The organism is Streptosporangium sp. NPDC002721 (assembly GCF_042888905.1).
Lineage (GTDB): Bacteria > Actinomycetota > Actinomycetes > Streptosporangiales > Streptosporangiaceae > Streptosporangium.
Genome location: NZ_JBIAQI010000014.1, coordinates 254,499 through 277,763 on the forward strand (window position 1 = coordinate 254,499; position 23,265 = coordinate 277,763).

16 protein-coding genes are annotated in these 23,265 nt (G+C 71.8%); 7 read left to right on the top strand and 9 right to left on the bottom strand.

The features are described 5' to 3' along the window. Positions 1 to 144 precede the first annotated feature (144 nt). Positions 145 to 1,401 carry an acyltransferase family protein gene (locus ACFYWM_RS22065; protein ID WP_389917307.1) on the top strand — a complete coding sequence of 419 codons (1,257 nt, stop codon included), beginning with the start codon at positions 145 to 147 and terminating at the stop codon, positions 1,399 to 1,401. Here ACFYWM_RS22065 and ACFYWM_RS22070 read toward each other — a convergent pair. The 4 genes from ACFYWM_RS22070 to ACFYWM_RS22085 all read right to left on the bottom strand — a co-directional run bounded on the left by ACFYWM_RS22070 (position 1,371) and on the right by ACFYWM_RS22085 (position 7,018). After that, positions 1,371 to 2,219 carry a polysaccharide deacetylase family protein gene (locus ACFYWM_RS22070; protein WP_389917308.1) on the bottom strand — a complete coding sequence of 283 codons (849 nt, stop codon included), beginning with the start codon at positions 2,217 to 2,219 and terminating at the stop codon, positions 1,371 to 1,373. The genes ACFYWM_RS22065 and ACFYWM_RS22070 overlap by 31 nt on opposite strands. A gap of 318 nt (positions 2,220 to 2,537) precedes the next feature. Beyond that, positions 2,538 to 3,665: a glycosyltransferase gene (locus tag ACFYWM_RS22075; protein WP_389917309.1), complete on the bottom strand. Its 1,128-nt coding sequence runs from the start codon at positions 3,663 to 3,665 to the stop codon at positions 2,538 to 2,540. 86 nt (positions 3,666 to 3,751) lie between these two features. After that, a complete protein-coding gene (locus ACFYWM_RS22080; RefSeq protein WP_389917310.1) occupies positions 3,752 to 6,643 on the bottom strand; it encodes a CDP-glycerol:glycerophosphate glycerophosphotransferase in 2,892 nt (963 codons plus the stop codon). 231 nt (positions 6,644 to 6,874) lie between these two features. Further along, on the bottom strand, positions 6,875 to 7,018 hold the full coding sequence (locus ACFYWM_RS22085) for a hypothetical protein (RefSeq protein ID WP_389917311.1): 144 nt from the start codon (positions 7,016 to 7,018) through the stop codon (positions 6,875 to 6,877). A gap of 630 nt (positions 7,019 to 7,648) precedes the next feature. Between ACFYWM_RS22085 and ACFYWM_RS22090 the strand changes: the two genes are divergently transcribed. The 4 genes from ACFYWM_RS22090 to ACFYWM_RS22105 all read left to right on the top strand — a co-directional run bounded on the left by ACFYWM_RS22090 (position 7,649) and on the right by ACFYWM_RS22105 (position 14,528). Further along, positions 7,649 to 11,215, top strand: coding sequence for a CDP-glycerol glycerophosphotransferase family protein (locus ACFYWM_RS22090; protein ID WP_389917312.1), 3,567 nt, complete (start codon positions 7,649 to 7,651; stop codon positions 11,213 to 11,215). A gap of 176 nt (positions 11,216 to 11,391) precedes the next feature. Continuing rightward, a complete protein-coding gene (locus ACFYWM_RS22095; protein WP_389917313.1) occupies positions 11,392 to 12,447 on the top strand; it encodes a CDP-alcohol phosphatidyltransferase family protein in 1,056 nt (351 codons plus the stop codon). Positions 12,448 to 12,472: 25 nt separating this feature from the next. Beyond that, the gene (locus ACFYWM_RS22100) at positions 12,473 to 13,483 is read left to right on the top strand and encodes a sulfotransferase family protein (RefSeq protein WP_389917314.1); all 1,011 of its coding nucleotides are present in this window, start codon (positions 12,473 to 12,475) and stop codon (positions 13,481 to 13,483) included. A 1-nt stretch (position 13,484) separates the two neighbouring features. Beyond that, on the top strand, positions 13,485 to 14,528 hold the full coding sequence (locus tag ACFYWM_RS22105) for a sulfotransferase family protein (protein ID WP_389917315.1): 1,044 nt from the start codon (positions 13,485 to 13,487) through the stop codon (positions 14,526 to 14,528). A gap of 132 nt (positions 14,529 to 14,660) precedes the next feature. Here ACFYWM_RS22105 and ACFYWM_RS22110 read toward each other — a convergent pair whose 3' ends face one another. Together ACFYWM_RS22110 and ACFYWM_RS22115 are read right to left on the bottom strand one after the other, a co-directional pair. Beyond that, entirely contained in the window at positions 14,661 to 15,779 is a 1,119-nt protein-coding gene (locus ACFYWM_RS22110; protein ID WP_389917316.1) for a glycosyltransferase, read from the bottom strand. A gap of 35 nt (positions 15,780 to 15,814) precedes the next feature. Next, on the bottom strand, positions 15,815 to 18,694 hold the full coding sequence (locus ACFYWM_RS22115; RefSeq protein WP_389917317.1) for a CDP-glycerol glycerophosphotransferase family protein: 2,880 nt from the start codon (positions 18,692 to 18,694) through the stop codon (positions 15,815 to 15,817). A 371-nt stretch (positions 18,695 to 19,065) separates the two neighbouring features. Between ACFYWM_RS22115 and ACFYWM_RS22120 the strand changes: the two genes are divergently transcribed. Continuing rightward, positions 19,066 to 19,533 carry a winged helix-turn-helix transcriptional regulator gene (locus ACFYWM_RS22120; RefSeq protein ID WP_389917318.1) on the top strand — a complete coding sequence of 156 codons (468 nt, stop codon included), beginning with the start codon at positions 19,066 to 19,068 and terminating at the stop codon, positions 19,531 to 19,533. Between the two features lie 30 nt (positions 19,534 to 19,563). Here the strand turns inward: ACFYWM_RS22120 and ACFYWM_RS22125 are convergent, their stop codons facing one another. Then, entirely contained in the window at positions 19,564 to 20,061 is a 498-nt protein-coding gene (locus ACFYWM_RS22125; RefSeq protein ID WP_389917319.1) for an NUDIX domain-containing protein, read from the bottom strand. Between the two features lie 203 nt (positions 20,062 to 20,264). On the opposite strand from ACFYWM_RS22125, the gene ACFYWM_RS22130 reads away from it, so the two are divergent. Continuing rightward, complete coding sequence (locus ACFYWM_RS22130) at positions 20,265 to 20,864, top strand: helix-turn-helix domain-containing protein (protein ID WP_389917320.1); 600 nt, start codon at positions 20,265 to 20,267, stop codon at positions 20,862 to 20,864. Here the strand turns inward: ACFYWM_RS22130 and ACFYWM_RS22135 are convergent. After that, positions 20,861 to 22,015 carry an SRPBCC domain-containing protein gene (locus ACFYWM_RS22135; protein WP_389917321.1) on the bottom strand — a complete coding sequence of 385 codons (1,155 nt, stop codon included), beginning with the start codon at positions 22,013 to 22,015 and terminating at the stop codon, positions 20,861 to 20,863. The two genes, ACFYWM_RS22130 and ACFYWM_RS22135, sit on opposite strands and share 4 nt — an antisense overlap. A 227-nt stretch (positions 22,016 to 22,242) precedes the next feature. Then, positions 22,243 to 23,163 (bottom strand): pyridoxamine 5'-phosphate oxidase family protein, encoded by a 921-nt coding sequence (locus ACFYWM_RS22140; protein ID WP_389917322.1) that lies wholly within the window; start codon positions 23,161 to 23,163, stop codon positions 22,243 to 22,245. Positions 23,164 to 23,265: the final 102 nt, after the last annotated feature.

Consider the following 23,265-nt stretch of genomic DNA (forward strand, 5'->3'; position numbering starts at 1 on the left):
TTTCGCGAGGTGCCGGGCGGTAAGCGGCCGGGGAGCGGGTCTCCCCGGCGGTTTCGCGAGGTGCCTGACGGCAAGCGGCCGGGGAGCGGGCCTCCCCGGCGGTTGGCACCGTTTCGCGAGGTGCCGGGCGGTAAGTTGGGGTGGGTGTCCTCCACCACCCCCACCGGCTCCCCGGGCGGCGCAGACTCCCCCTCGACCCCCGTCGCCCGCCTGGCGTGGCTCGACGCGTTGCGTGGCATCGGCGCGGTCGCCGTGTTGCTGGAGCACCTGCTGCCCTGGTTCATGCCCGCCCTGAGACCGTACTGGTTCAACCTCGGGATGTACGGCGTCCTGGTGTTCTTCCTGGTCAGCGGCTACATCATCCCGGTCTCGCTGGAGAGGCGCGGCGACGTCAGGGCCTTCTGGATCAGCCGCGTGTTCCGGCTGTACCCGATCTACCTGCTCGTCGCGGTGGCCGTCCTGGTCATGGCGATCTGGATGCCCGTCCGCGAGCAGGTGCCCAGGGACCTGTCGTCGGTGTCCGCGCACGCCACGATGCTGCTGGACGTGGTGCACCTGGGCGGCCTGGCCGACACCATGTGGACGCTCTCCTACGAGATGGTCTTCTACCTGGTCGTCACCGCGCTGTTCGTCGGCGGGGCGCACCGCGCGAGCGGGACCTACGCGGTGGGCTTCGGCGCCGTCGCGGTCGTGGCGGGGCTGCTGCTGACGGGGCCGCTGCTGACGGGCCCCTGGCCGGCGTACGTGTCCGGCGTGCTGTTCTTCGCGGGCCTGGCGTTCCTGATCAGCGGCCGGTTCCAGAAGGCCGCCGCGTACGTCCTGGGCGCGATGGCGCTGGTGCTGCTGATCTTCTCGGGCTTCGTGCCGTGGCTGGGGGCGGCGATCCTCGCGGTGATGTTCGCCGGGACCGCGATCCGCCGCTGGGAGCAGGGCGCGGGCGGGCTCTGGCCGGTGGCGGCGGCGACCGTGCTCGTGGCGCTGGCCCCGGTCTGGTCGGGGCAGGCGGGCTGGTGGTGGGTGCGGCCGGGGCCGTGGTTCGCGACCATGGCGCTGGCCGGGGTGACGTTCGCGGTCGCGATGGCGCTGCGCGAGCGGCGGCTGCCCAGGTTCCTCGTCTGGCTGGGCCTGGTCAGCTACTCGGTCTACCTGCTGCACCACCCGCTCCTGCGGCTCACGCACGCCGTCGTCGGCGACGTACGGGACGCGGGGCAGGTGGTGCAGCTGTCACTCTCGGCGGCGTTCGTGCTGGTGGTGCTCGGCCTGAGTCAGCTCACCCACCGCTACGTGGAGCTTCCCATGCAGCGGCTGGGCAGGCGGCTGGCTCGCGGGCCGGGTGCGTCCGGAGACGCCCCGCCGGGTGAGGCGGTGGCTCAGAGGCCGTCCTCGGGGGACTGGGCGTAGTCGTCCGGGTCGCCGGTGGGCGACTCGGAGGACAGGTCCTTGTCCTTCTCGGAGCCGACCGGGTAGACGTCCCCGGCCTTAGTGGCCTTGGCGCCGCGCAGCGAGGAGACCGCCACGATGTGGTATCCCTGCTTCTGCAGGGCGGCCAGCAGCTTCGGCATCACCGTGACGGTCTGCGGAACCCAGTCGTGCATGAGGATGACCCCGTCACGCTTGGCGTTCTTGAGCACCTCGTCGTAGATGGCCTTCTCGTTCTTGGTCGCCCAGTCCCGCGAACCGCCGTTCCACAGGACGATCGGCATGCCCATCTCGGTGGCGATCGCCGCGACCCGCTCGTCGAACTCGCCGTAGGGCGGGCGGATCGTCGTCGGGTACTTCCCGGTGGACTTCTTGACGATGTCCTGGGTCTTGTTCAGCTCCTCGCGGATCTTGTCTTCCGACAGCTCCCGCAGGTGCGGGTGGCTGTAGCTGTGGTTACCGATGTCATGGCCCTCGGTGACCATCCGCTTGGCGAACGCGGGGCGGGACTTCACGTACTGGCCCTCAAGGAAGAACGTCGCCTTGGACTTGTACTTCTTGAAGGTGTCGAGCAGCTTGTCCGCGTACTTGCCGGGGCCGTCGTCGAAGGTGAGCGCGATGCACTTCACCTTCGCGCAGTCCACGGGCACGGGCTTGGGAGCAGGCTTGGGCGTGGTGGTGGCCTTGGGAGCGGGCTTGGCCTTGCCCGCCGTCGTGGCCGTCGTTCTGGGCTGGTCCGCGCTCCACGCGGTGGTCGGGATGGAGATCATGGCCAGCGCGCAGGATGCGGCCAGCAACATTCGGACAGGAGACTTCATGAGGGGAGCTCCGGGTCAAATCGACGTCGGTCGAATGGGCATCCTATCGAGACGCCTGATGCCTCCCGGGGCTGAAGCGTCACGATGTCCTGTGAAAGGCCCGCCCCGCCGGTGACCGGGCCGCACCGCCCCGCCCGGCACAAACCTGACGTTTTCCCAGGTCATGGACGCGTGTAACGGGTCGGGCGCGCCCGACGACGGCATCAGCCTCCTGCCGAAGCGCGCTGGGAAAACCGTGATGATCGGTACGGCGATCCCCAAACCGGTCGAGACGGAGCGAGGCTCCCCGGGACCCGGCCGTCAGCGGTCGAGCTCGTCGAACAGCGCCTCCCACCGGTCCAGCACGCGGGGCAGCCGGTACTCCCTCATCCGTTCCCTGCCCCTCGCCCCCATCCTGCGGCGCAGCTCGGCGTCGGACATGAGGCGCTCCAGCGCGGCGGCGAAGCTCCCGGTGTTGCCCGGCTCGGCCAGCATGCCGTTGTCCCCGTCCGCGACCAGGGTCCGCACCCCGGCGGAGGCGTCGCAGGCCACGGCGGGCAGCCCGCAGGCCGCGCCCTCGGCGAGGACCAGCCCCCACCCCTCGAAGTCGCTGCTCAGGGTGACGATGGAGGCGTCCAGGTACTCGGCCTCGATGTTCCCGACCTGCCCGCGGAAGACGATCCGGTCGCCGAGCCCGGTCCGCGCGGCCTGCGCCTCCAGGGCGGCCCGGAGCGGCCCGTCGCCGATGATGTGCAGCTCCCACGGCTCGGCGACGGCCGGGACGGCGGCGGCGAAGGCGTCGATCAGCAGGTCGATCCGCTTCACCCTGACCAGCCGTCCCGCCGAGACGATCCGCGGGTTGCGCAGCGGGGCCGCCTCCTCGGGGAAGACGCCGACCGGGTTCAGCATGGTCCCGCAGTTGGCGAGCCGGTGTCCGGCGAAGGACTCGGCGTAGTCGTCGCAGAGGAACAGCGCCTTGTCGAGGTGCGCGTAGTGCTTCTTGATCAGCCTGAGGTTCGGGGAGTCCACCGCCTCGGTGTACGACTGGTGGTACTGGCCGATCTTGGCGAGGTGCGGCATGGGCAGGTCGGAGATCCAGTGGGCGGCCCAGGGCGAGGCGATGACCAGGTAGCCGTCGCCGATCCGGTCCGTCAGCCGCAGCAGCTTCCGACGGGCGGCGGCGACCTCCTCCGGGGTCCTCCGCTGCCTGGCCCCGCGCCACGGGAACGGGCGGGCGGTCACCTCGGGGGCGGGCGTGTCGTACAGCGTGGTGCGCCGGTAGAGGGGGTCGGCGACGTAGGTCTGCGGCTGCCGGGAGGGGTTGATGCTGATCAGGTCGACCCGGTGCCCGCGCGAGCCGAGGCCCTGGGCGAGGGTGTGGATGACCCGCTGGGACCCGCCCATCGAGTCGCCGTCGGTGCTGAGGAAGATGACGTCACGTGATCTCACCGCACGACCTCCGGGGGGAAGCGATCTCGTCTCATGACCTCCGGGAAGAGGCGGTCTCACCGCGTGACCTTCGGAAAGGGGCGATCTCATCTCATGACCTCCGGGAAGAACGCGTCCACGACCCTGCCGGAGGCCTGCCCGTCGTCGAGGGCGCACCAGCGGTCGCGGAACTCCGCGTAGCGCCGCGCGTACCTCTCGGTGATCTCGGTGAGCCGGTCCAGCGCCTCGGCCAGCTCGCCGGGGTCGCGCAGCAGCGGCCCTGGGGCGACCTCGGCCAGGTCGAAGCAGACCCCCCGCTGGGCGGAGGCGTAGCGCTCGTGGTCGTCGACGTAGTAGAGGATCGGCCTGCCGAGGCAGGCGTAGTCGAACATGATCGAGGAGTAGTCCGTCACCAGGACGTCCGAGGCGAGCATCAGGTCGTTGACCTCGGGGAAGGCCGAGGCGTCCCGGACGAGCCAGCCGAGCGGGTCGGGCACCGAGAAGCGGTCGTAGCGGTGGGAGCGGACGAGGATCACCCAGTCCGGGGACAGCGCGCCGGCGAGGGCGGGCAGGTCGAGCCGGATCGAGTCGCCGCTGAAGCGCCTGCTGTCGCGGTAGGTGGGCGCGTAGAGGACCACGCGCTTCCCGGCGGGGATCTCGAAGAACTCCCTGACCCGCCGCGCCCGCTCGCGCTGCGCCGGTTCCATGTGCCGCACCAGCACGTCGGTGCGCGGGTACCCGGCGTGCAGCAGCTCGCCCCCGAACCCGCTGGCCTCGGCGAAGTCGCGGCGGAAGTCGGGGCCCGGCGTGAGCAGCACGTCCCAGCGCGCCACCGCCTCGGCGTACTTCCTGGCCAGGGCAGGCTGCGCCCGGTGCCGGGGCTCGTCCAGCCCCATCCTCTTGAGTACCTGACCGTGCCAGGTCTGCAGGTAGCGGGTGCTCTTACGCTTGCGGTAGCAGTAGGGCAGGTTGTGGCTGTCGACCCAGTGCCCGGCGCGCGCCAGGGTCCAGGCGTAGCGGAAGGTGTCGCGCCGGACGAGGTCGACGTCCTCGGGGAAGCGCTCGGGGACGTCCGCGTGCGACCAGACCGCCCGCAGGCCCGTGGCGCGCCGCTGCAGTTCCTCGTGTACGTAGCGCGGGTTGCCGGTGTAGCCGCTGCCCTCGGCCGACTCGAACAGCACCAGGCGGCGGTTCACCGGCACCGTCGCGCTGACCAGCCGGTAGAAGCGGCCCAGGTTGCGGGGGGTGGCGAGGTCGGCCAGCAGGTTCCGCCACAGCTCCGCCACGTTCGGCAGGCGCCGCCCGGACGCGGGGCCGAGCCTGCGCGCCGTGAGCCGGAACGGGAGCTCGGCGGACGCCTCCAGGACCAGGCGGCCCGAACCCGCCGGACCCACGGCACCGACCGAGGTGAACGACAGCCCCGGGACCGTGAGGAGGGGCCTGAGGTTGCGGCGCTCGCCCTCGTGGAGCGAGATCATGACCGCCTGCGGCCTGACGGCGTTGTCCGGCCAGTCCAGGTCGGGTAGGGAGATCGACACCGTCCCCTCCAGGATGCCCGTCCCCTCGGGGGCGGCTCCCGTCATCCGGGGGATCGGCGCCATCTCCGGCTCCTCCGGGTCCCACTGCCCTTCGAGTCCCCTCGGGACCTGTTTCTCCCGTTCCTCCGGCGGCTCGGTCAGGACGGGTGCCATCTGGACGGGGATCGAGGCGATCGCCCTCTTCCTGCCGCCGACGCGGAGCCACGCGGTCAGCGTGCGGCCGTCGAGCACCCGGCCCGGGTCGTAGGTCCGCAGGCGCAACCGGACCTGGTCCCGCGACGCCTGCAGGTCGACGAGCTCGTGCCGGAGCAGCGCGCTGGAGAGGGGCTGCTCGGCCAGGCGCAGCTCGGTGACGTCCAGCTCGCTCCGCCCCTGCTCGTCCCGCGGGAGCTCCGTCCCCCAGAACACCCGCCCGCCGTCCGCCGTGACCGCGCGGGGCGGGACCGAGTGCCTGCCCCCCAGCTCGATCGCGGCGAGCGCCGCCTCCACGCCGCGCCGCTCCCGGACGAGCTGGACGCACACCCGCTCCGCCCGGGTCAGCCGCCCGACCGCGGCGGGGTCGAGCGTGTCCACGTACGGGATGACGATGCCGGCGAACTCGGAGATCCACGCCGGGTCGCGCTGGGGCAGGTCGCCCAGGTAGAGGCGCAGGTCGTGGGAGAGGAAGCGGAAGTCCTTGTCCTCCTTCAGGTCGAGGGAGCCGGTGCTCGCCAGGACGCGGTCGCTCAGGACGGCGGCCGCGACGCGCTGGCGCACGTTCTCCAGCTCGTGCCGCCGGGACGAGATCGACCTGGTGGCGGGGCCGGCGGCGAGCAGCCAGCGGTAGACCGGCCACGGCACGATGGCGAACAGCTTGCTGCGGCAGAAAAGTTCCGTCGACCAGACGATGTCCTCGTGGTGGATGTCCTCGGGGAAGCGGATGCGGGTGACGTCGAGGAAGGTCCGCCGGTACAGCTTGTTGGTGGCCAGGCAGTTGAAGAGCAGCTCGGGCTCGGCGCGGATGCCGTCCACGACCCGCCGTTCCGCGAACAGCTGGGGGTACCAGAGCGTGACGGCGCCGGTCGCCTCGTCGACGCGCTCCACGGTGCCCATGACGAAGTCGGCGCCGGTCGCCTCCGCCTCCAGCAGGAGGCTCTTGCAGGCGTGCCTGGGCAGCTCGTCGTCGCTGTCGAGGAACATCAGGAAGGGCGAGCGCGCGGCGTCCATGCCCGCGTTGCGCGGCGCGCCGCAGCCGCCGCTGTTGGCGGGCAGCCGTACGTAGCGGACCCGGCCGTCCTGCTCGGCGAGGGACCTGGCCACCGAGGGGGTGTCGTCGTCGGAACAGTCGTCCACGATGACCACTTCGAGGTTCTTGAGCGTCTGGCTCAGCACGGAGCGCACGGCCCGGGGTAACCGGGCCGCGTCGTTGTAGGTGATGACGATCACGCTGACGTCGGGGACCGTGTATCGCTGTGCTGTCATGGTGCGCAACTCCAAGGCGGCTGGGAGGAGAGCCTTGACCCGCGGTGGCCCGCGTCCGATGGGCGGAGGCCAGGCAAGGCGTCATGGATCGCTGGTCGTCGGTCGGGGGGTCCTCGGGCCGGGGTGGCCTGTCCGTGAGGAGGCCGGGGTTCCCCGGGTCGAGGTGGCGTGTTCGTGAGAAGGTCAGGGGTCTCGGGACGAGGTGGTGTGTCCGTGAGGAGTCCGGGGCCCTCAGACCGGGGCGGGCGCGTCCGTGAGAAGGGCGGGGACGACCGGCGCGACGGTGAGGAGGTCGCGGTACCCCGGCCCCGCGGCGGCCTCGGCGACGGCGTCGGGCACGTCGGGCCCCGCTCCCACGACCACCGTTGAATCCATGCTCTTACCCCCGTGAATGCCGTTTCCCGTGATCTCGCCCGTCTCGGTCACACGATCGTGTCGGACGGCCAGGGGGGACCGAAGGGTCATTACGTCTTACCAGGACGTGTGCATTCCCAGCCTTGACCTGGGCTTGGGGAAGGCGTTGCCGCGCCGCGGGCCCGGGCCGCGGACGGCTCGCTCGCGAGAGACGCGCGCGAGACGCGCCGGAGACGTGTGGAGGGCATACGGAAGGCGTGCGGGAGGCGTGCGAGGCGTGCGAGGCGTGCGGGGGACATGCGGAAGGCGTGCGCGAGGCATGCGGGGGACGTACGGAAGACGTGCGGGAGATGTGCGGGAGATGGTCAAGTCTCGGTCAGCTCACTCCATCGCGGTCATGTTTCTGGCTCGCCCGGTCCGTCGCGAAGCCATGCTGCTGACGTGACGTCTACGTCGCGCTCATGGCCGCCAGGTTGTGTCGACGGGCACACAGGCCCCTTCCGCCGCTCTCCGGCGACCGCTGGGCCTCCCGCCGCGCGCCCGTGACGTCTTCCACGATGAGTGGATCTTCACCTGTGTGCCGTGTCCGGCGTTCACGCCGACGGACCGGACTGTGAGCTTTCGACTACCGGAGGACCGATCGTGGCCCCAGTGAGCATCATCGTGCCCATCTACGACGTGGAACCGTACCTTGAGGCGTGTCTGGAGTCGTTGGTCGCGCAGACCTGGAGTGACATCGAGGTCGTCATGGTGGACGACGGTTCTCCCGACTCCAGCGCGGAGATCGCCGGGGCCTTCGCCGAGCGTGACGGCCGGTTCCGGTTGATCCGGCAGGAGAACGGGGGCCTGGGCACCGCGCGCAACACCGGTATAAGGCACGCCACCGGTGATTTCCTCGCCTTTCTGGACAGCGACGACATGCTCCCGCTGACGGCCGTCGAGACGATGGTGTGCAGCCTGCGGGAGAGCGGGTCCGACCTCGTCACGGGCAACGTCCTCCGCTTCAGCGGGCAGGGGGTGCGCCAGTCGGCGATGCACAAGGTGATCTTCGCCAACTCCGCCCGGCGGACCCACGTGACCCGCGACGAGATCCTGCTCAAGGACCGGCTGGTCACGAACAAGCTCTGGCGCCGCTCCTTCTGGGACGGGCAGGGGCTGAACTTCCCCGAGGGGGTCCTGTGGGAGGACATCGCGGTCTCCCTGCCCGCCCACTTCACGGCCGGGGCGGTGGACGTGCTGTCCACCCCGGTCTACCTGTGGCGGGAGCGGGAGGGGGAGAGCGTCTCGATCACGCAGAACCGGGGGCACGTCAAGGGGATCGAGGACCGGTTCGCCGCCGTCAACTCGGTGCGGAGCTTCCTCGTCGAGACCGGGCGGGCCCAGCACCTGAGGGCGTGGGACCGGATGGTCCTCGACAGCGACCTGCCGAACTTCCTGCAGGTGCTGGACCAGGCGGGGGAGGAGTTCCGGACCCGCTTCCTCGACCTGGCGTGCGCCTACCTCGACCGGGCGGGGCCGAAGGTCCTCCCGCTCATCCCCGCGCAGCGCCGGGCCAAGTGGGCTCTCGTACGGGAACGCCGGGTGGACGACCTCCTCCAGCTGCTGGAGTGGGACAGGACGGTCAAGCCGACCGCCCGCGTGAGCGGCGGCGCCCTGCGCGGCTACCACCTCAACAGCCCCGTGCAGGTCGAGCGGTCGGCCACGCGGATGCGCGAGGAGTTGGACCTGCGGCAGCGGGTGGACAGCCTGGACTGGAAGGACGACAGGCTGGTCGTCGAGGGCCGGGTGTCGCTGCGCTACCTGCGTCCTCGCAGGCGGATGCAGCAGCACGTCCTGGCCTGGCTCGTCCCCGAGAACCCCGGGAGCCACGGGAGTCACAGTCGCAGGATCCGGCTGCCGGTCACGATCCGGCGCGGCCTGTCGCTGGTCGACACCGGCCCGCGCAGGCGCAAGGACTGGTGCGGGTTCCGGCTGGCCGTCGACCCGGCCGCGCTTCCCGCGGGCTCGTCCTGGCGGATCGACCTGTGCGTGCTGTCCCGGGGGCTCGTACGCAGGGGAAGGCTGTCCCAGCCGAGCCCGGCCGCGCGGCGGCTGGAGGTCGCCGAGCGCGAACCGGGGACCGTGGTGTGGACGGAGTGGACGCCCGCCGAGGAGTTCAGGCTCAGGGTGGAGCGGCCAGGCGGGCGGGTCACCGGCCACCGGGTGGCCGAGGGCAGGCTGCGGATCAGCGGCCGGTGCGACGGCGACCCCGGTGATCTGGGTGCCGCCCCGGCGCTGCGGCTGACCCGCCCACAGGGCGGCCGCGCCCGGCGCTACCCGATGACCGTGACGGACGGCGCCTTCGAGGCGGTGGTCGACCTCGACGAGGTGCTGTCCGAGCGCTGGCCGGCCCTCGACCCGGCCGGCCTGGAGATGAGCGCGCTCAACCCCGGCGCCGAATGGCACTTCGAGGTCGTCCCGCAGTCCTCGGAGCACTCGGATTCCTCAGAGTCCTCGGAGAACTCAGAGTCCTCGGAGAACTCGGACTCCTTGGAGAACTCGGCGGACCCGGGGAACCCCGGCGACCGGGAACGCCCGGAGCGGCGGCACGCCCGGCCGCTGCTCGTCGGCCGCGACGTGGAGCGCGGCCTCTACCGGCTCCGCGGCCGTGACGTGGTGCTGGACCGCTCGCAGGCGGGCGGGCTCGTGCTGCGCGAGCAGCGGCCCACGTTCTACGTCGAGCGGGTGGAGTGGACCGACCAGGGCCACCTCAGGGTGACGGGGGCCCCGATGCGCCCGATCGACGGCCCGGCGTGGCTGGTCGTCACCTCGCGCAACCGGCTCAGCGAACGGCTCTTCCCGCTCGTCGACGGCGGCGCCACGGTGACGCCGGAGGGGAGCGACACGCTCGGCGGGCGGCTGCCGCTGCCCGCGGGCACGCACGGCTTCGCGGTCCGCACCGACGCCGGTGACATGCGCATGGAGTTCCGGCTGTCCGCGCCGCTGGAGCACGTCTCCGCCACCCGTACGTTCACCTTCGACACCGACCTGATGGACGAGGCCGTCTTCACCGTGAGCGACGACCTGCGCGCCTCGGGCAGGCCGAAGCAGCAGCGGCTGCTGCGCGAGGACTTCTACCCCGCGAGGTGCCGGGAGCCGCTGCGGCCCGCCGTCCTCTTCGACAGCTATGGCGGCAGGCAGTTCTCCGACAGCCCGAAGGCGATCTACGAGGAGCTCGTGCGGCGGGGCGCCGACCTGGAGTTCATGTGGATCGTCAGGGACGGGCAGGTGGAGCTGCCCGAGGGGGTGACGCCGGTCCGGCGGTATGGACGGGAGTTCTTCGACGCCCTGGCCCGCTGCCGGTACATCGTCACCAACAGCCACCTGCCCTCCTGGTTCGAGCGCAGGGAGGGCCAGACGGTGCTGCAGACCTGGCGCGGCACCCCGCTGAAGCGCATCGGCTTCGACGTCGAGAAGGCGCCGCCGGCCAGGTCCGACCACCACGAGCGGCTGGCCAGGGCCGTCGCCAGGTGGAGCCACCTGATCTCGCCGAGTCCCTGGTGCACCTCGGTCCTGGACGGCGCCCTGCGGTTCGAGGGGGAGATCCTGGAGATCGGCTCCCCCCGCGACGACCTGCTGCGCCGCGCCGGGGCCGCCGCGCGGACCGCGGAGATCCGGGAGCGGCTCGGCCTGCCCGAGGGCAGGAAGGTCGTCCTGTACGCCCCGACCTGGCGCGACGACAAGTTCTACAGCAAGGGGCGCTACCGGCTCGACCTGCGCCTGGACCTCCAGCACCTGCGCGAGGAGCTGGGCGAGGACCACGTGCTCATGATCCGCAAGCATCCGAGCGTCACCGACAGGCTGCCCGGGGCCGGTACGGACTTCGTCCTCGACGTCTCGATGTATCCGGACATCCAGGAGCTGTATCTGGTGGCGGACATGCTTGTCACGGACTACTCGTCGGCGATGTTCGACTTCGCGGTGACCGGCAAGCCGATGCTGTTCTACACCTACGACCTGGAGCGCTACCGCGACGAGGTGCGCGGCTTCTACTTCGACTTCGAGGCCGAGGCCCCCGGGCCGCTGCTGCGCACGACCGAGGAGGTCGCGGCGGCCGTGCGGGACGTCGACGAGGTGCGCGCCAAGTACCGGAAGCCGTACGACGCCTTCACCGCCAGGTTCTGCCCGCTGGAGGACGGCGGCGCGTCGGCCAGGGCCGTGGACCGGATCTTCCGGTAGCCGCCGGTGAGAGGGCCGGCGCGCCCGGCGAAAGGCCGGGGAAGCCCTCTCCGGGCTTTCGCCTTCCCAAAGCCCCCGATCGCTGTGGCGCGGGCCGGTCAAGAAGTGGCATGGAGATCTTCTAGTGATTACAGAGCGTAGATGAGAGGGGGCACGGCGTGGCCATGCTGGAACACATGAGGGCCTATTCGTTGGACGACGTTCACGCGACCCGGAAACGAAAAGACTCCTGGTGGACCGTTTTCCTGGTCGACCCGGTGGCGTGCAGGCTCACCCTGCTCGTCGCCAACCACACGTCCATCACCCCCAACGGGCTCACCCGCTTCTCCCTGATCCTCGGGATGTGCTCGGCGATCTGCTTCGCGTCCGGACGGCTGGTGGCGGGGGCCCTGCTGTTCTACGTGAGCTTCATGGTCGACTGCATGGACGGGAAGATCGCCCGGCTCAAGGGGACGGGAACGGCGTTCGGGCTCTGGCTCGACTACGTGGGCGACCGCATCAGGGTGGTCTGCTGCGCCGCGGGACTGGCGTCCGGGCAGTACGCGGTGACGGGGGACGTCTCCTACATCCTGCTCGGTGCCGGGGTGGCGGTGCTCGACCTGTTCCGCTACGTGAACGCGCCGCAGATGAAGCGCGTGCGCGAGGTGGTCAAGGAGAACCGGCTCGCACGCCTGGTGCCCGTCGAGTCCGTGGTGACCGTGGGACACCCCCGGCCCGGCGAGGCGACGGTGGCCGCCGGGCACACCGTCCACGCAGGACACGCGGGGCATACAGCACACGCAGGGCACGCGGGGCATGCGGGACACGTCAGGCCCGTCGAGGTCATCACCCCCCGCGAGCCGATGCGGGTCGCCGGGTTCGAGGACCGGGGCGAGGACCGGGACGAGGACTGGGCCGAGGAACGCGCCGGTGAACGGGCCGGGGGCCGGGACGGGAACCGGGCCGGGCGGCAGGGCACCAAGGGAGGCAGGCGCCCGAAGCTGCCCCGCAGGTTCGGCCGGCTGCTGGCCCGCCACCGGGTGCGGACCCACCTGATCAGTGGCATCGAGTTCCACGCCGCGGTGTTCGTGGTCGCCCCGCTGATCGGGACGCCCGCCCTGGTGCCCCTCGCGGTCGCGGCGGGCGTGCTGCTCCTGCTGAACGAGGTCGTTTTGATCTACCGAATGTGGCTCTTCGCCCGGGTGGTGCCCGTCGTGCCGCTCGTGCGGAAGGCGCCGCGCGTATCTGTTTGACCAAGCTTTACGGGGGTTCGTTGTCATGCAGTCCGACCGTCCGATCTTCGTGATCGGTTGCCCGCGTTCCGGTACCACGATGTTGCAGCTGATGCTGCACTCGCACCCGCGCATCGCGGTGCCTCCGGAGACACGGTTCGTGGTGCCCGGCTACTACCGCAGGTTCTCCTTCGGGGACCTGCGCGAGGAGCGCAACCGGCGCAGGGTCGGCCGGTGGATCGTGAGCGACAAGGACACCAAGTTCAAGGAGCTCAAGCTCGACGGGGACCGGCTGATCGACGACATCGTCGCGGGGCCGCCCACGCTGGGGTCGGCGATGGGCATCACCTTCCGCTCGTACGCCGAGCAGTACGGCAAGAGCCGCTGGGGTGACAAGCGGCCCAGCTACTACCACCACGTGGACCTGCTGACGCGGTTGTTCCCCGACGCCCAGTTCGTGCACCTGATCAGGGACGGCCGCGACTGCGTGGCGTCGCTGAAGGAGATGCCCTGGTACACCAAGGACGTCTTCCACGCGGCGGTCAACTGGAGCGAGGCGATCGACTACGGCCGCCGGCACGCGAAGAGGCTCCCCGCCGACAGCTACTACGAGCTGCGCTACGAGGACCTGACGGCCTACCCGGAGACCGAGCTGAGCAAGCTCTGCGACTTCCTCGGCGAGGACTACGACCCGGCGATGACCGAGCCGTACCACGTCGCCAGGGTGGCGATCCCGCAGCACAAGGTCTGGCACAGCAACACCCACGGCGACGTCACGACCGCCAGGGCGGGCTCGTGGAAGGTCAGGCTGGAGCCCTGGGAGATCTCGGTGTGCGAGACCGTGCTGGGCGACCGGCTCGTCGCCAACGGCTACGAGCTGAGCGGCGCGCCCAAGGCGAGCAAGGCGCACGTCAAGGCGTGCGAGAAGGCGGCGGCCAAGCGGCGCTGGGCGCGCAGGCGCAAGGAGGTCCGCGACCGCGTCAACCGGTTCCGCGAGCCGAGCCCGGTGGCCGCGCGGCTCACCAGCCGGCAGCTCGGCGAGCTTGCGAAGGTCTGACATGACGTCCGATCGCCCGATCTTCATCCTGGGCTGTCCCCGCTCGGGGACGACGATGCTGCAGCTGATGATGCACGCCCACCCGCGCGTCGCCATCCCGCCGGAGACCCGGTTCATGGTCTCCACCTACCAGAGGCGACTGCAGTTCGGCGATCTCAACGACGCCGCGCACCGGCGCGAGCTGGGCGAATGGGTGGTCGATCGGCGCCAGACACGCTTCCATGAGCTGGACCTGGACCGCGACGAGGTGCTGGAGCAGATCGTCGAGGGGCCGCCGACGCTCGGCTCCGCGCTGGGCATCGTGCTGCGCGCGTACGCGGCCAGGCACGGCAAGCCGCGCTGGGGCGACAAGCGGCCCTCGTACTTCCAGTACACCGACGTGCTGCTGCGCCTGTTCCCCGACGCCCAGTTCGTGCACCTGATCAGGGACGGCCGCGACTGCGTGGCGTCGCTGAAGGAGATGCCCTGGTACAACGGGAGCGTCTACAGCGCGGTGTCGGCCTGGGCCGAGGCGATCGACTTCGCCCGGCACGGCGCGCCGAAGCTCCCCGACGGCAGTTACCACGAGCTGCGCTACGAGGACCTGACCGCGGAGCCCGAGGCCCACCTGCGCAGGCTGTGCGAGTTCCTCGGCGAGGAGTTCGACCCGGCCATGTGCGACCCGGGCGCGGTGGCCGACATCGCCGTACCCGCGCGCAAGACGTGGCACGTGCGCACCTTCGGCGAGGTGACCACCGCCCGGACCGGCTCGTGGCGCGAGCGGCTCGACCCCGGCGAGATCTCGCTGTGCGAGAGCGTGCTCGGTGACCGGCTGGAGACGTACGGGTACGAGCTCACCGGGGCGCCGAAGGTCGAGACCTCGCGGATGGTCTCCTACGAGCGGACCGCGGCCAAGCGGAAGCTGGCCCGCGTCAAGCGGGTCGCGTTCGACCGGCTGATCCGGCTCCGTGAGCCGAACCCGCTGGGGGCCCGGCTCACCTCCGCCCAGATCGTGATGGCGGGAGTGCCGCTGCCGCGCAACGAACCCGTCGCGGTCAGCGGATGACCGATCGACGCGTGACCGGCTCGCCCGGCTTTCCGGGTGTGGGCCCGCTGGGAATGAGCCGGTGACGCTCAGCGGGTGACCGGCTCGCCCGGCTTTCCGGGTGCGGGCCCGCTGGGAACGGGCCCGTGACGCTCAGCGGGTGACCTGCTCGAACAGGGCCTCCCACCGATCCAGGACGCGGTCCGGGCGGAACGCCTCGACGTGCGCGCGGGCGGCGGCTCCCAGCCGCCGCCGCTCCTCGGCCGAGGCCATCAGCCCGGCCAGCGCGGAGGCGAGCGCGGTCACGTCGGCCGGGGGCACCAGCACCCCGGTCCGCCCGTCCAGCACGAGCGACCTGAGCCCGCCCGACACGTCGAACGCCACCGAGGGCACCCCGTGGGACGCCGCCTCGCCGACGACCAGGGGCAGCCCCTCGTGCTCGCTGGACAGCGCCAGTATCGACCCGCCCATGTACTCGTCCCCCATCAGGGCCGCGGGCACCGCGCCGCGGAACACCACCCGGTCGCTCACCTCGCACGCCGCCGCGTGCGACATGAGCCGGTCGCGCTCGGACCCCTCGCCGATCAGGTGCAGCTCCCAGCCCTCACCCGCCTCGCGGCGGGCCTCCACGAGATCCGGGTGACCACCGGTGCCCCCGGGACCCGGGCGGCCGCACGCCTCCGCGAACGCCGAGATCAGCCGGTCGAACCGCTTCACGCCCCCCAGCCTGCCGACCCCGAGCACCCGGCGGGCGGTCAGCTCCGCGGTCCGCGACGGCCAGGTGGGCAGCGGGTTCGGGATGGACCAGGTGTTGGGCAGCAGCGCGTGCTCGGAGAACAGCCAGGCGTCCTCCTCGCTGAGGAACACCGCCTTCTCCAGGGCGCCGTAGTGGCCGCGGACCGAGCCGAGGTGCCAGGAGCCCCGCGCGTGCTCGTACGAGCCGTGGTACTGCCCGATCGGCAGCAGCCGCTCGGGCAGCAGGTCCCCGATCCGGGTGACCACGCCGGGCGAGGCGAGCACCGCGAAGCCCGGCCCGACCTCCCGCAGCAGCCCGTCGAGCACCCGCCGCTCGCGGCGCCTGCCCAGCCGCGAGAGCCTGCCCACCGGGGCGCGGTGGATCACGTGGCTGGTGTAACGCGGTCCCTCCACGTACCGGAACGGCCGCTCCGCCCGGTGCAGCCCGATCACGTGCACCTCGCGGCCCCGCTCGGCGAGGCCCTGCGCCGTGGTGTGGGTGACCCGCTGGACGCCGCCGAGGGTGTCGGCGTCCATGCACGCGAACACCACCGTCCCCGTACGCCCGCCGCTCACCGGAACCGTCCCGGCAGCAGCGGGCGGCTCAGCTGCCGTACCTTCGCCGGGACGCGTTCCCGCACGTCGGCGGCGGGGCCGGGCGGCCGGGTGTGGCAGGGCTCGAAGAAGGCGTCCACCACCCTCGCCGAGGCGTGTCCCTTCTCGTCGGCGCACCACGTCCTGCGGAACGCGATGTACCTGGAGGCGAACGCCGCCGTCAGCCCTTCCAGGTCGCGCAGCGCCTCGATCAGCTCCTCGGTCGTGGTCAGGCAGGGGCCGGGGGCGATCGCGGGCAGGTCGTGGTAGACCCCGCGCTCCACCCTGCGGTACTCGTCCCAGTCGTCGATCAGGAACAGCATCGGCCGCCCGGTGACCGCGTAGTCGCACATCAGCGACGAGTAGTCGGTGAGCAGCGCGTCCGAGAGCAGGATCAGGTCGTTGACCTCGGGATAGGACCCCGCCTGCCGGACGAAGTGGCGCAGGTGCTCCGGCACCTCGAACCGCTCGACCGGGTGGGTCCGCAGGACCACCGTCCAGTCGCCCGACAGGGCCTCGGCCATCGCGGCGAGGTCGGCCCTGACCGACTGCCCGGACCCCTTGGCCCGGTCGCGGTAGGTGGGGGCGTACAGCAGCACCCTGGACCAGTGCGGGATCTCCAGCTCCTCCCGCGCCCGCGCGGCCGCCTCCCGGTCGCCGCGCACGAGCACGTCGCAGCGCGGCGAGCCGTGCCGCAGCAACCGTCCCCGGTAGCCGTTGGAGGGCACGAAGACCCGCTCGAACTCGGCGCTGGGCGCGACCAGCGCGTCCCAGCGGTCCACCGCGGCCCGCCAGGTCGCCCTCGGCCCGTCGAAGTCGGCGCGCAGGTCGGGTGCGTCGAAGCCGACCGACTTGATGCCCTGGCCGTGCCAGGTCTGCAGGTAGCGGGTGCCGGGCGGTTTGGGGTAGGCGAGCGGCATGCCGTGGCTGTCGACCCAGTAGCCCGCCCTGGCCATGGTCCAGATGTGACGCCAGCTCATCCGCCGCACCGGCCTGACCTCGGGGGGAAGGTTCCCCCGAGGTCCGGCGACCGACCACACCACCTTCAGCGGGGTGTTCCGCCGCCTGAGCTCCTCGTAGATGTAACGCGGGTTCCCGGTGTACCCGGCGCCGACGTCGGACTCGAACAGGGCCAGGTCCGCGCGCGGCGGCAGCACGGAGATCAGCCCCTTGTAGACGCGGAGCTTCACCTCGGGCCCGCCCACCCTCCGCAGCAGGCGGGCGGCGGCCCGCTTGAGCCGGGGCAGCTGCCGCAGCAGCCCCCGGCGGCGCCAGAGCACCCGCAGGAACGCGGCGTTGCCCTCCGCCTTGACGATGACCCGGTGCCACAGGATCGTCGTGCCGAACGGCGCGGTGCGCGGGTCGACGAGCAGCCGGTCGGAGGTCACCCGCCCGTCGGGGTTGACGATCTCGACCACGGGGTCGTAGCGGCCCTCGAAGCCCAGGCGGCCGTGGCGCATCGCGGTGAGATCGATCGCCGCCTCGCTCAGGTAACCATCGCTGTTGCCGCCCCCGCCGCCGCGTTCACCGCCGTTGTCGTTCGTGGCGCCGCGTTCACCGCCGTTGCCGCTCCTGGCGCCGTCGTCCCGCGCGCGCGGTTCCAGCCGTACCCGGTGGTCCCTGAACCGCAGGAACGCGCTCCAGCCGGGCGTGGCGGCGAGCACCCCGAACGGGTCGTACGTCGTGATCGCCAGCCTGACCAGCGACCCCTCCCCGGTGACGGCCGCCTCGTGGCGCAGCCGGGAGGCGCTGTAGGGGAGCTCGGCCATTCGCAGCGAGGTGATCTCCCGCCTCTCGTCGGGGACCGGGCCCCAGTAGGTGCGCCCCCCTTCCCGTACGGCGACGCGCGGCGGGGCCTTCGGCCCGTTCAGCGACCGGGCGGCCACCAGGAGCTCGTCGGGCCTGCCGTCGAGGATGAAGCTGCAGCAGACCCGTACGATCGGGTCGATCGTCTCGAACACCACCGGGTCGAGCTCCGCGAGGTAGGGGCGGATCACCGAGACGAACTCGTCGATCCACGCCGGGTCGCGGGAGGGCAGCGGGTTGAGGTAGACCCGCAGGTCCTGGCGGACGAAGCGGCGCTGCCGCTCGTACACCAGGTCGCCGAGGCCGTTCTCCCGCAGGATGTCGTCGCTCAGCCGGGCCGCCCTGATCCTGGAGCGGACGTTGGCCATCTCCGTCAGGGACAGCGAGATCGACAGCCGCGCCTCGCTCTCCGCCGTGGCCCGGTGCCAGAGGTAGACCACCCAGGGGACCACCGCGAACCGGCGCGCCGCGCAGTACAGGGCGGTGCTGAAGACGTGGTCCTCGTAGTGCATGTCCTCGCGGAACGGCACCCGCCGCAGCAGCTCGGCCCGGTAGAGCTTGTTGGTGCTGAAGGAGTCGAGGAACATCTCCGGCTCCCGGGCGATGCCCTCGACCGTCCTGCGCCTGCAGAACAGGGCGGGGTAGTAGCGCGCGGTCTTCCCGGTCCGCTCGTACAGCCGCGCGATCTGCCCGGTGACGAAGTCCGCGCCGGTCCGCTCGATCTCCAGCAGCATGCTCTTGCAGGCGTGTCTTGTCAGCTCGTCGTCGCTGTCCAGGAACATCACGTACGGCGCCCGCGCCGCCGCCACCCCCCGGTTGCGCGGCACCCCGCAGCCCCCGCTGTTGACCTCCCCGCGCAGGTAGCGGACCCTCGGGTCCCCGCGCTGCAGCTCCCGGGCCACCTTCCCCGTGCCGTCGGTGCTCGCGTCGTCCGCGATGATCACCTCGATGTCGCGCAGGGACTGCCGGAGCACCGACCGCACGGCCCTGGCCAGCCGCGCGGCGTCGTTGTAGGTGATGACCACAACGCTGCATTCCGGGATATTGATCACGATCTGAGGTATTCCCGAGAAAAATAGTCAGTTGTCCCGCTTGTGCACTGATGACCCTTTTTTTGGGGTTGTCTGAAGCTGCCGGTCCCCGCCCCCCCCGCGCGGCCTCTCGGCTTCGTGGCCTTTCAGCCGAGGCGTTCCACGACGGTGGCGTTGGCCAGACCGCCCGCCTCGCACACATGACCTGGAGCCCGTAGCGTCCCCCCGCCCGATCGAGGACGCCCGGCAGCGTGGTCATCAGGCGCGCGCCGCCCGCGCCGAGCGGGTGCCCGAGCCCGGTCCTGGTGAGCCGGAAGCGCCCTACGGCCGGCTTGGATTCTCCAAAACGGCAAGGTTGTTTGTGTTTACCAACCCAGGAGTAGGCTGCATCCATGAAGGCCGCGGAACTCCCCCAGAACACCAACTGCTCCATCTGGCGCAGCCTTGAGGTGCTCGGCCAGAAGTGGACCCTGCTGATCGTCCGCGAGGCGTTCTGGGGCCGGACGCGCTACGCGGAGTTCCGCAGGATCGGTGTGCCCACCGACGTGCTCCAGGCGCGCCTGGCCTCGCTCGTCGAGGAGGGCATCCTCGAACGGCACCCCTACCGCAGGCCCGGGGAGCGCACCCGAGACGAGTACGTCCTCACGCCCGCGGGCCGGGACCTCGTCCCGATCCTCGCCGCACTGGCCGAGTGGGGCGACGAGCACCGCCCGAACCCGCGCGGCCCCGCCTCCGTCTTCGTCGACGGCACCACCGGCCGGCCCGTGGCCCTCGCCTTCACGGACGCCGTCGGCACGCCGGCCGACCCCTCCGACGTCAAAATGGTGCGCGGCTCGGGCGCGATGGCCCCCACGCCGTAACCCCGCGCGACGTGCTGGGCAGCGTAGATCTCAGTCGTACGTGATCCCCGTGAGCGAGACGCCGTCCTGCAGATAGGCGGTCCGTCCGGTGCGGCGGGCCGACAGGCAGGCCCGCAGGCGGCGCGCCCGCTGCGGGGGCAGGAAGGCGTCCGCGTCCGCCGCATCCACCATCCGCCAGGCGTCGAGCTCGTCCGGCGGCAGCCGGATGGCCGCCCGCTGCCGCTCGTCCAGGATCCCGCCGTCGAAGACCAGCCGGAACCCGCCGGGTTCCGGCCCGCGCGGACGCATCCAGTCCACGCACAACAGCACCGCGGGAGGAGCCGAGCAGGTCACGCCGAGCTCTTCGGCGGCCTCCCTGGTGGCGGCCTCCCACGGTGTCTCCCCCTCCTCGACCGCCCCGCCGGGAAACTCCCACCCCTCCTTGTACGTCGGCCGGACGAGGAGGACCCGGTCGGCCTCGTCCGTGACGAACAGCGCGGACGCGGCGGGGTGACGGGCAAGGCCGCGGCGGTACTCTTCGGCGTCCACGAACCGACCGTAACGGCGGACACCGAGGGCGGCACGGGTTTCGTTCCCGATGCCCGGGGAGAAAACGGGTTTCGTTCCCGATGCTCGGGGAGAAATTCGCCGGCCTCCGTACGGCCCTCGGCATCGAGGCGGTGCGCCGCGCTCACGTCGGCGTTCCGGCAAAGCGTTTTGCGGGAAACGCAAGGCGGAGGCACAGTGAACGCATGAGTGACGACTTCGACGCCGTGCTGGCCGCGGTCGGCCCACGGCTGCGCGAGTTGCGCCGCCGGCGCGGCGTCACCCTGAGCGCCCTGTCGGAGACCACCGGCATCCCGGTCAGCACGCTGTCCCGGCTGGAGTCGGGGCACCGCAAGCCGGGCCTGGAGCTCCTGCTGCCCCTGGCGAGGGCCTACCGGGTGCCGATCGAGGAACTCGTCGGCGCCCCGGCCGATCTCGACCCCCGGGTGTACTCGAAGCCGTTCACCCGCAACGGCATGACCGTCGTCCCGCTGACGCGCAAACCCGGCGGGCTGCAGGCGTTCAAGCACATCCTCCCCGCCGGCCTGACCGGCTGTGCCGAACCCGACCCCCGGTCGCACGAGGGCTACCACTGGTTGTACGTCCTCAACGGCCGCCTGCGCGTCGTGCTCGGCGACAAGGACTTCGTCCTCACGGACGGCGAGGTCGCCGAGTTCGACACCCACCTCCCGCACTGGTTCGGCAACGCCGACGAGCGCGCGGTGGAGTTCCTCAGCATCCTCGGCCCCCAGGGCGAGCGCGTCCACATCAGGGCCCGGTACCGCCCGGACGACCTCGATCGCTAGTGCCGCAGGGCGCGGCGGACCAGCCAGACGAGCAGGACGAGGCCCGTCAGGGCGGCGACCAGGGGGGCGACGCGCTTGAGCAGCGGCAGGCCCGCCACCTCCAGGAGGTTCAGGGCCTCCTCGTCGGGGCTGAGCGAGGTGCGCGAGGTGCCCGCGGGGTGGCTCTGGCGGGACTCCGCCTTCTCTCCGACGGCGAGGCCGGGGGGCGTCGGCACCGCGCTGAGGTGACGTCCCGGCCCGCCCGGGACCTCGGGGCCGTTCAGGCCCTCCGGGCCGCCGGGGCCGCCCAGCCCGGACGCCGCGGCACCCGCGTTCGCGCCGCCGGACGCCGCCGCGCCTTCGTGAGCCCCGTGGCCCTCCGTGCCGTGACCGGTCGAGCCGGCCGGGCCGGGGAACGCCGAGCCGGTGCCGCCGGGGCTCTCCGTGCCGGAGATCGTCGAACCCGCGGGACCGGCGGGCGCGGTGGAACCCGCGGACGCGCCGGGTGCGGGCGCGGAGCCGACGGGCTCGCGTGAGTCGTCCGGCCTGCCTGCGCTGTCCGCGCTGTCCGGGTCGGCTGGGCGTGCCGGGCCGGGGCCCCAGGTCTCCGAGATCGCCGGGACGTCGTCGGCCGCTCCCGCGGACGCCGATCCCCGCTTCGCGCTCCAGCCGCCCACACCGGTCGTCCCCGCGGTCGCCTCCGCGACCGTCTCCACGCCGGGACCCTCGCCCAGCAGGCGGGAGAGGTTGGCCGAGAACCTGTCGATCAGCTTCCCGCCGACCTCGGTCACCACGCCCCGGCTGACCTGGGCCGGGCGGCCGGTCACGTTGAAGGAGGTGTCGACGGTGACCCGGGTGTCCCGGCCCTGGGGGTGCAGGCGGGCGACGACCGTGGCACCGGCCGTGCCCGGCCCCTTGGCCTCCTTGCCGGAGGCCCGCAGGGTCATGGAGTGGGTGTCCTCGTCCACCTTCTCGAAGGCGACCCTGCCGTGGTACGTCACCGTGACCGGCCCGATCTTCACCTTCAACCGGCCGGTGAAGGAGTCACCCTCGATCTTGTCCACGGCGGCACCGGGCAGGCAGGACGCGATCCGCTCGACGTCGAGCAGCGCCGGCCACGCCTGGTCGACAGGCACCGGAACCGTGAACTCGTGCTCGAATCGCATCGCCATCGCTCCGCTCCTTACCGGTCGGCCGCTGTCGCGACATTACGTCTACACGAGGGTGTATTGCCAGTATGTCGCCCTGGAGCACGGCCGGGTCGCCCTCGACGGCCCGTGTCCGTGCGGTCCAAACGGTCCGCACGCCAGAACTGTGCCCGTTCTTGGTACTGCCCTCGTTGGCGGGGACGATGCGCCCATCGCGCCCCGCCCTCGAACCGGGCCCTCGGATCGGGCACTCAGACCGGCGGGTTGTGGCGGGAGTATTCCGTGAGCTTCCAGCGGAGCGGGCTGGCTCCCCGTACGCGGACGATCCGGTCCACCTCGAAGCGGACCAGCCGCTGCGCGCCCGGGACGTCTCCCGGATCCCAGTCGACGTGGGCGCGCCCGGTGAGGTGCAGGGCGTCGCCGCTCTCCCAGTCGAGGAAGAGCAGGCCGCAGCCGTCGTCCAGCTCCAGGTTCCCCAACGTCATGTACATGAAGTTGCCGACGTAGTCCGGCCAGACCAGCCGCCGGTCGTCCAGGACCCGGACGAAGCCGGGATTGCCGCCCCGGTGCGACAGGTCGGCGCCGAGGCCGGGCGCGGAGGTGGCGACGAAGAACGTGTCGGCGCCCTCGATCCACGCCCGGTCGTCGTCGCCGAACGCCGTCGCCGAGGAGAAGCCGGGGGAGTCGGTGGAGCCGGTTGATTCGGGAGGGGAGCCGGGGGGAAGGGGGGCGGGCGCCGCCGGATCCGTGACGACCTCCCGCGCCTGGATGTACTTGGGACAGTTGGCGTACACCTGCTCGGTACGGACGACCAGCCGCCCGCCCTCCCGGGAGACCGTGCCGTTGACCCGCATCCTGCGCCTGCTCCGTGGCTCGATCGCGAGCATCCCGACCTGGCCCCCGTCCAGCCCCGCCAGCGGGTCGTGCTCGCCCGGCACCGCGTCGACCACGACGGTCCGCTCGTCCACCGCCTCGGCGAACCCCTCGGGCCCGGTCAGGACGGACGCCCACAGGTGCCCGTCCCGTCCCGTCGCCCCGATCAGCAGCATCCGCTGCCGTTCCAGGAACTCGGCCGCCACCGCCGGGATCTCCGGCCGGGTCCTGGCCGAACCCAGCGCCACCGCGCGTACCCCGGCCCTGCGCTGGACCGCGAGCTCTCCCGCGTGCTCCATGGCCGTTTTAGACCATGACTCATTTGGTGAGTCGGCGGTAGCAAATGAGGGCTGCGGCGATGGCGACGAAGGATGCGAAGTGGTCGGCCCGGCGCTCGTAGC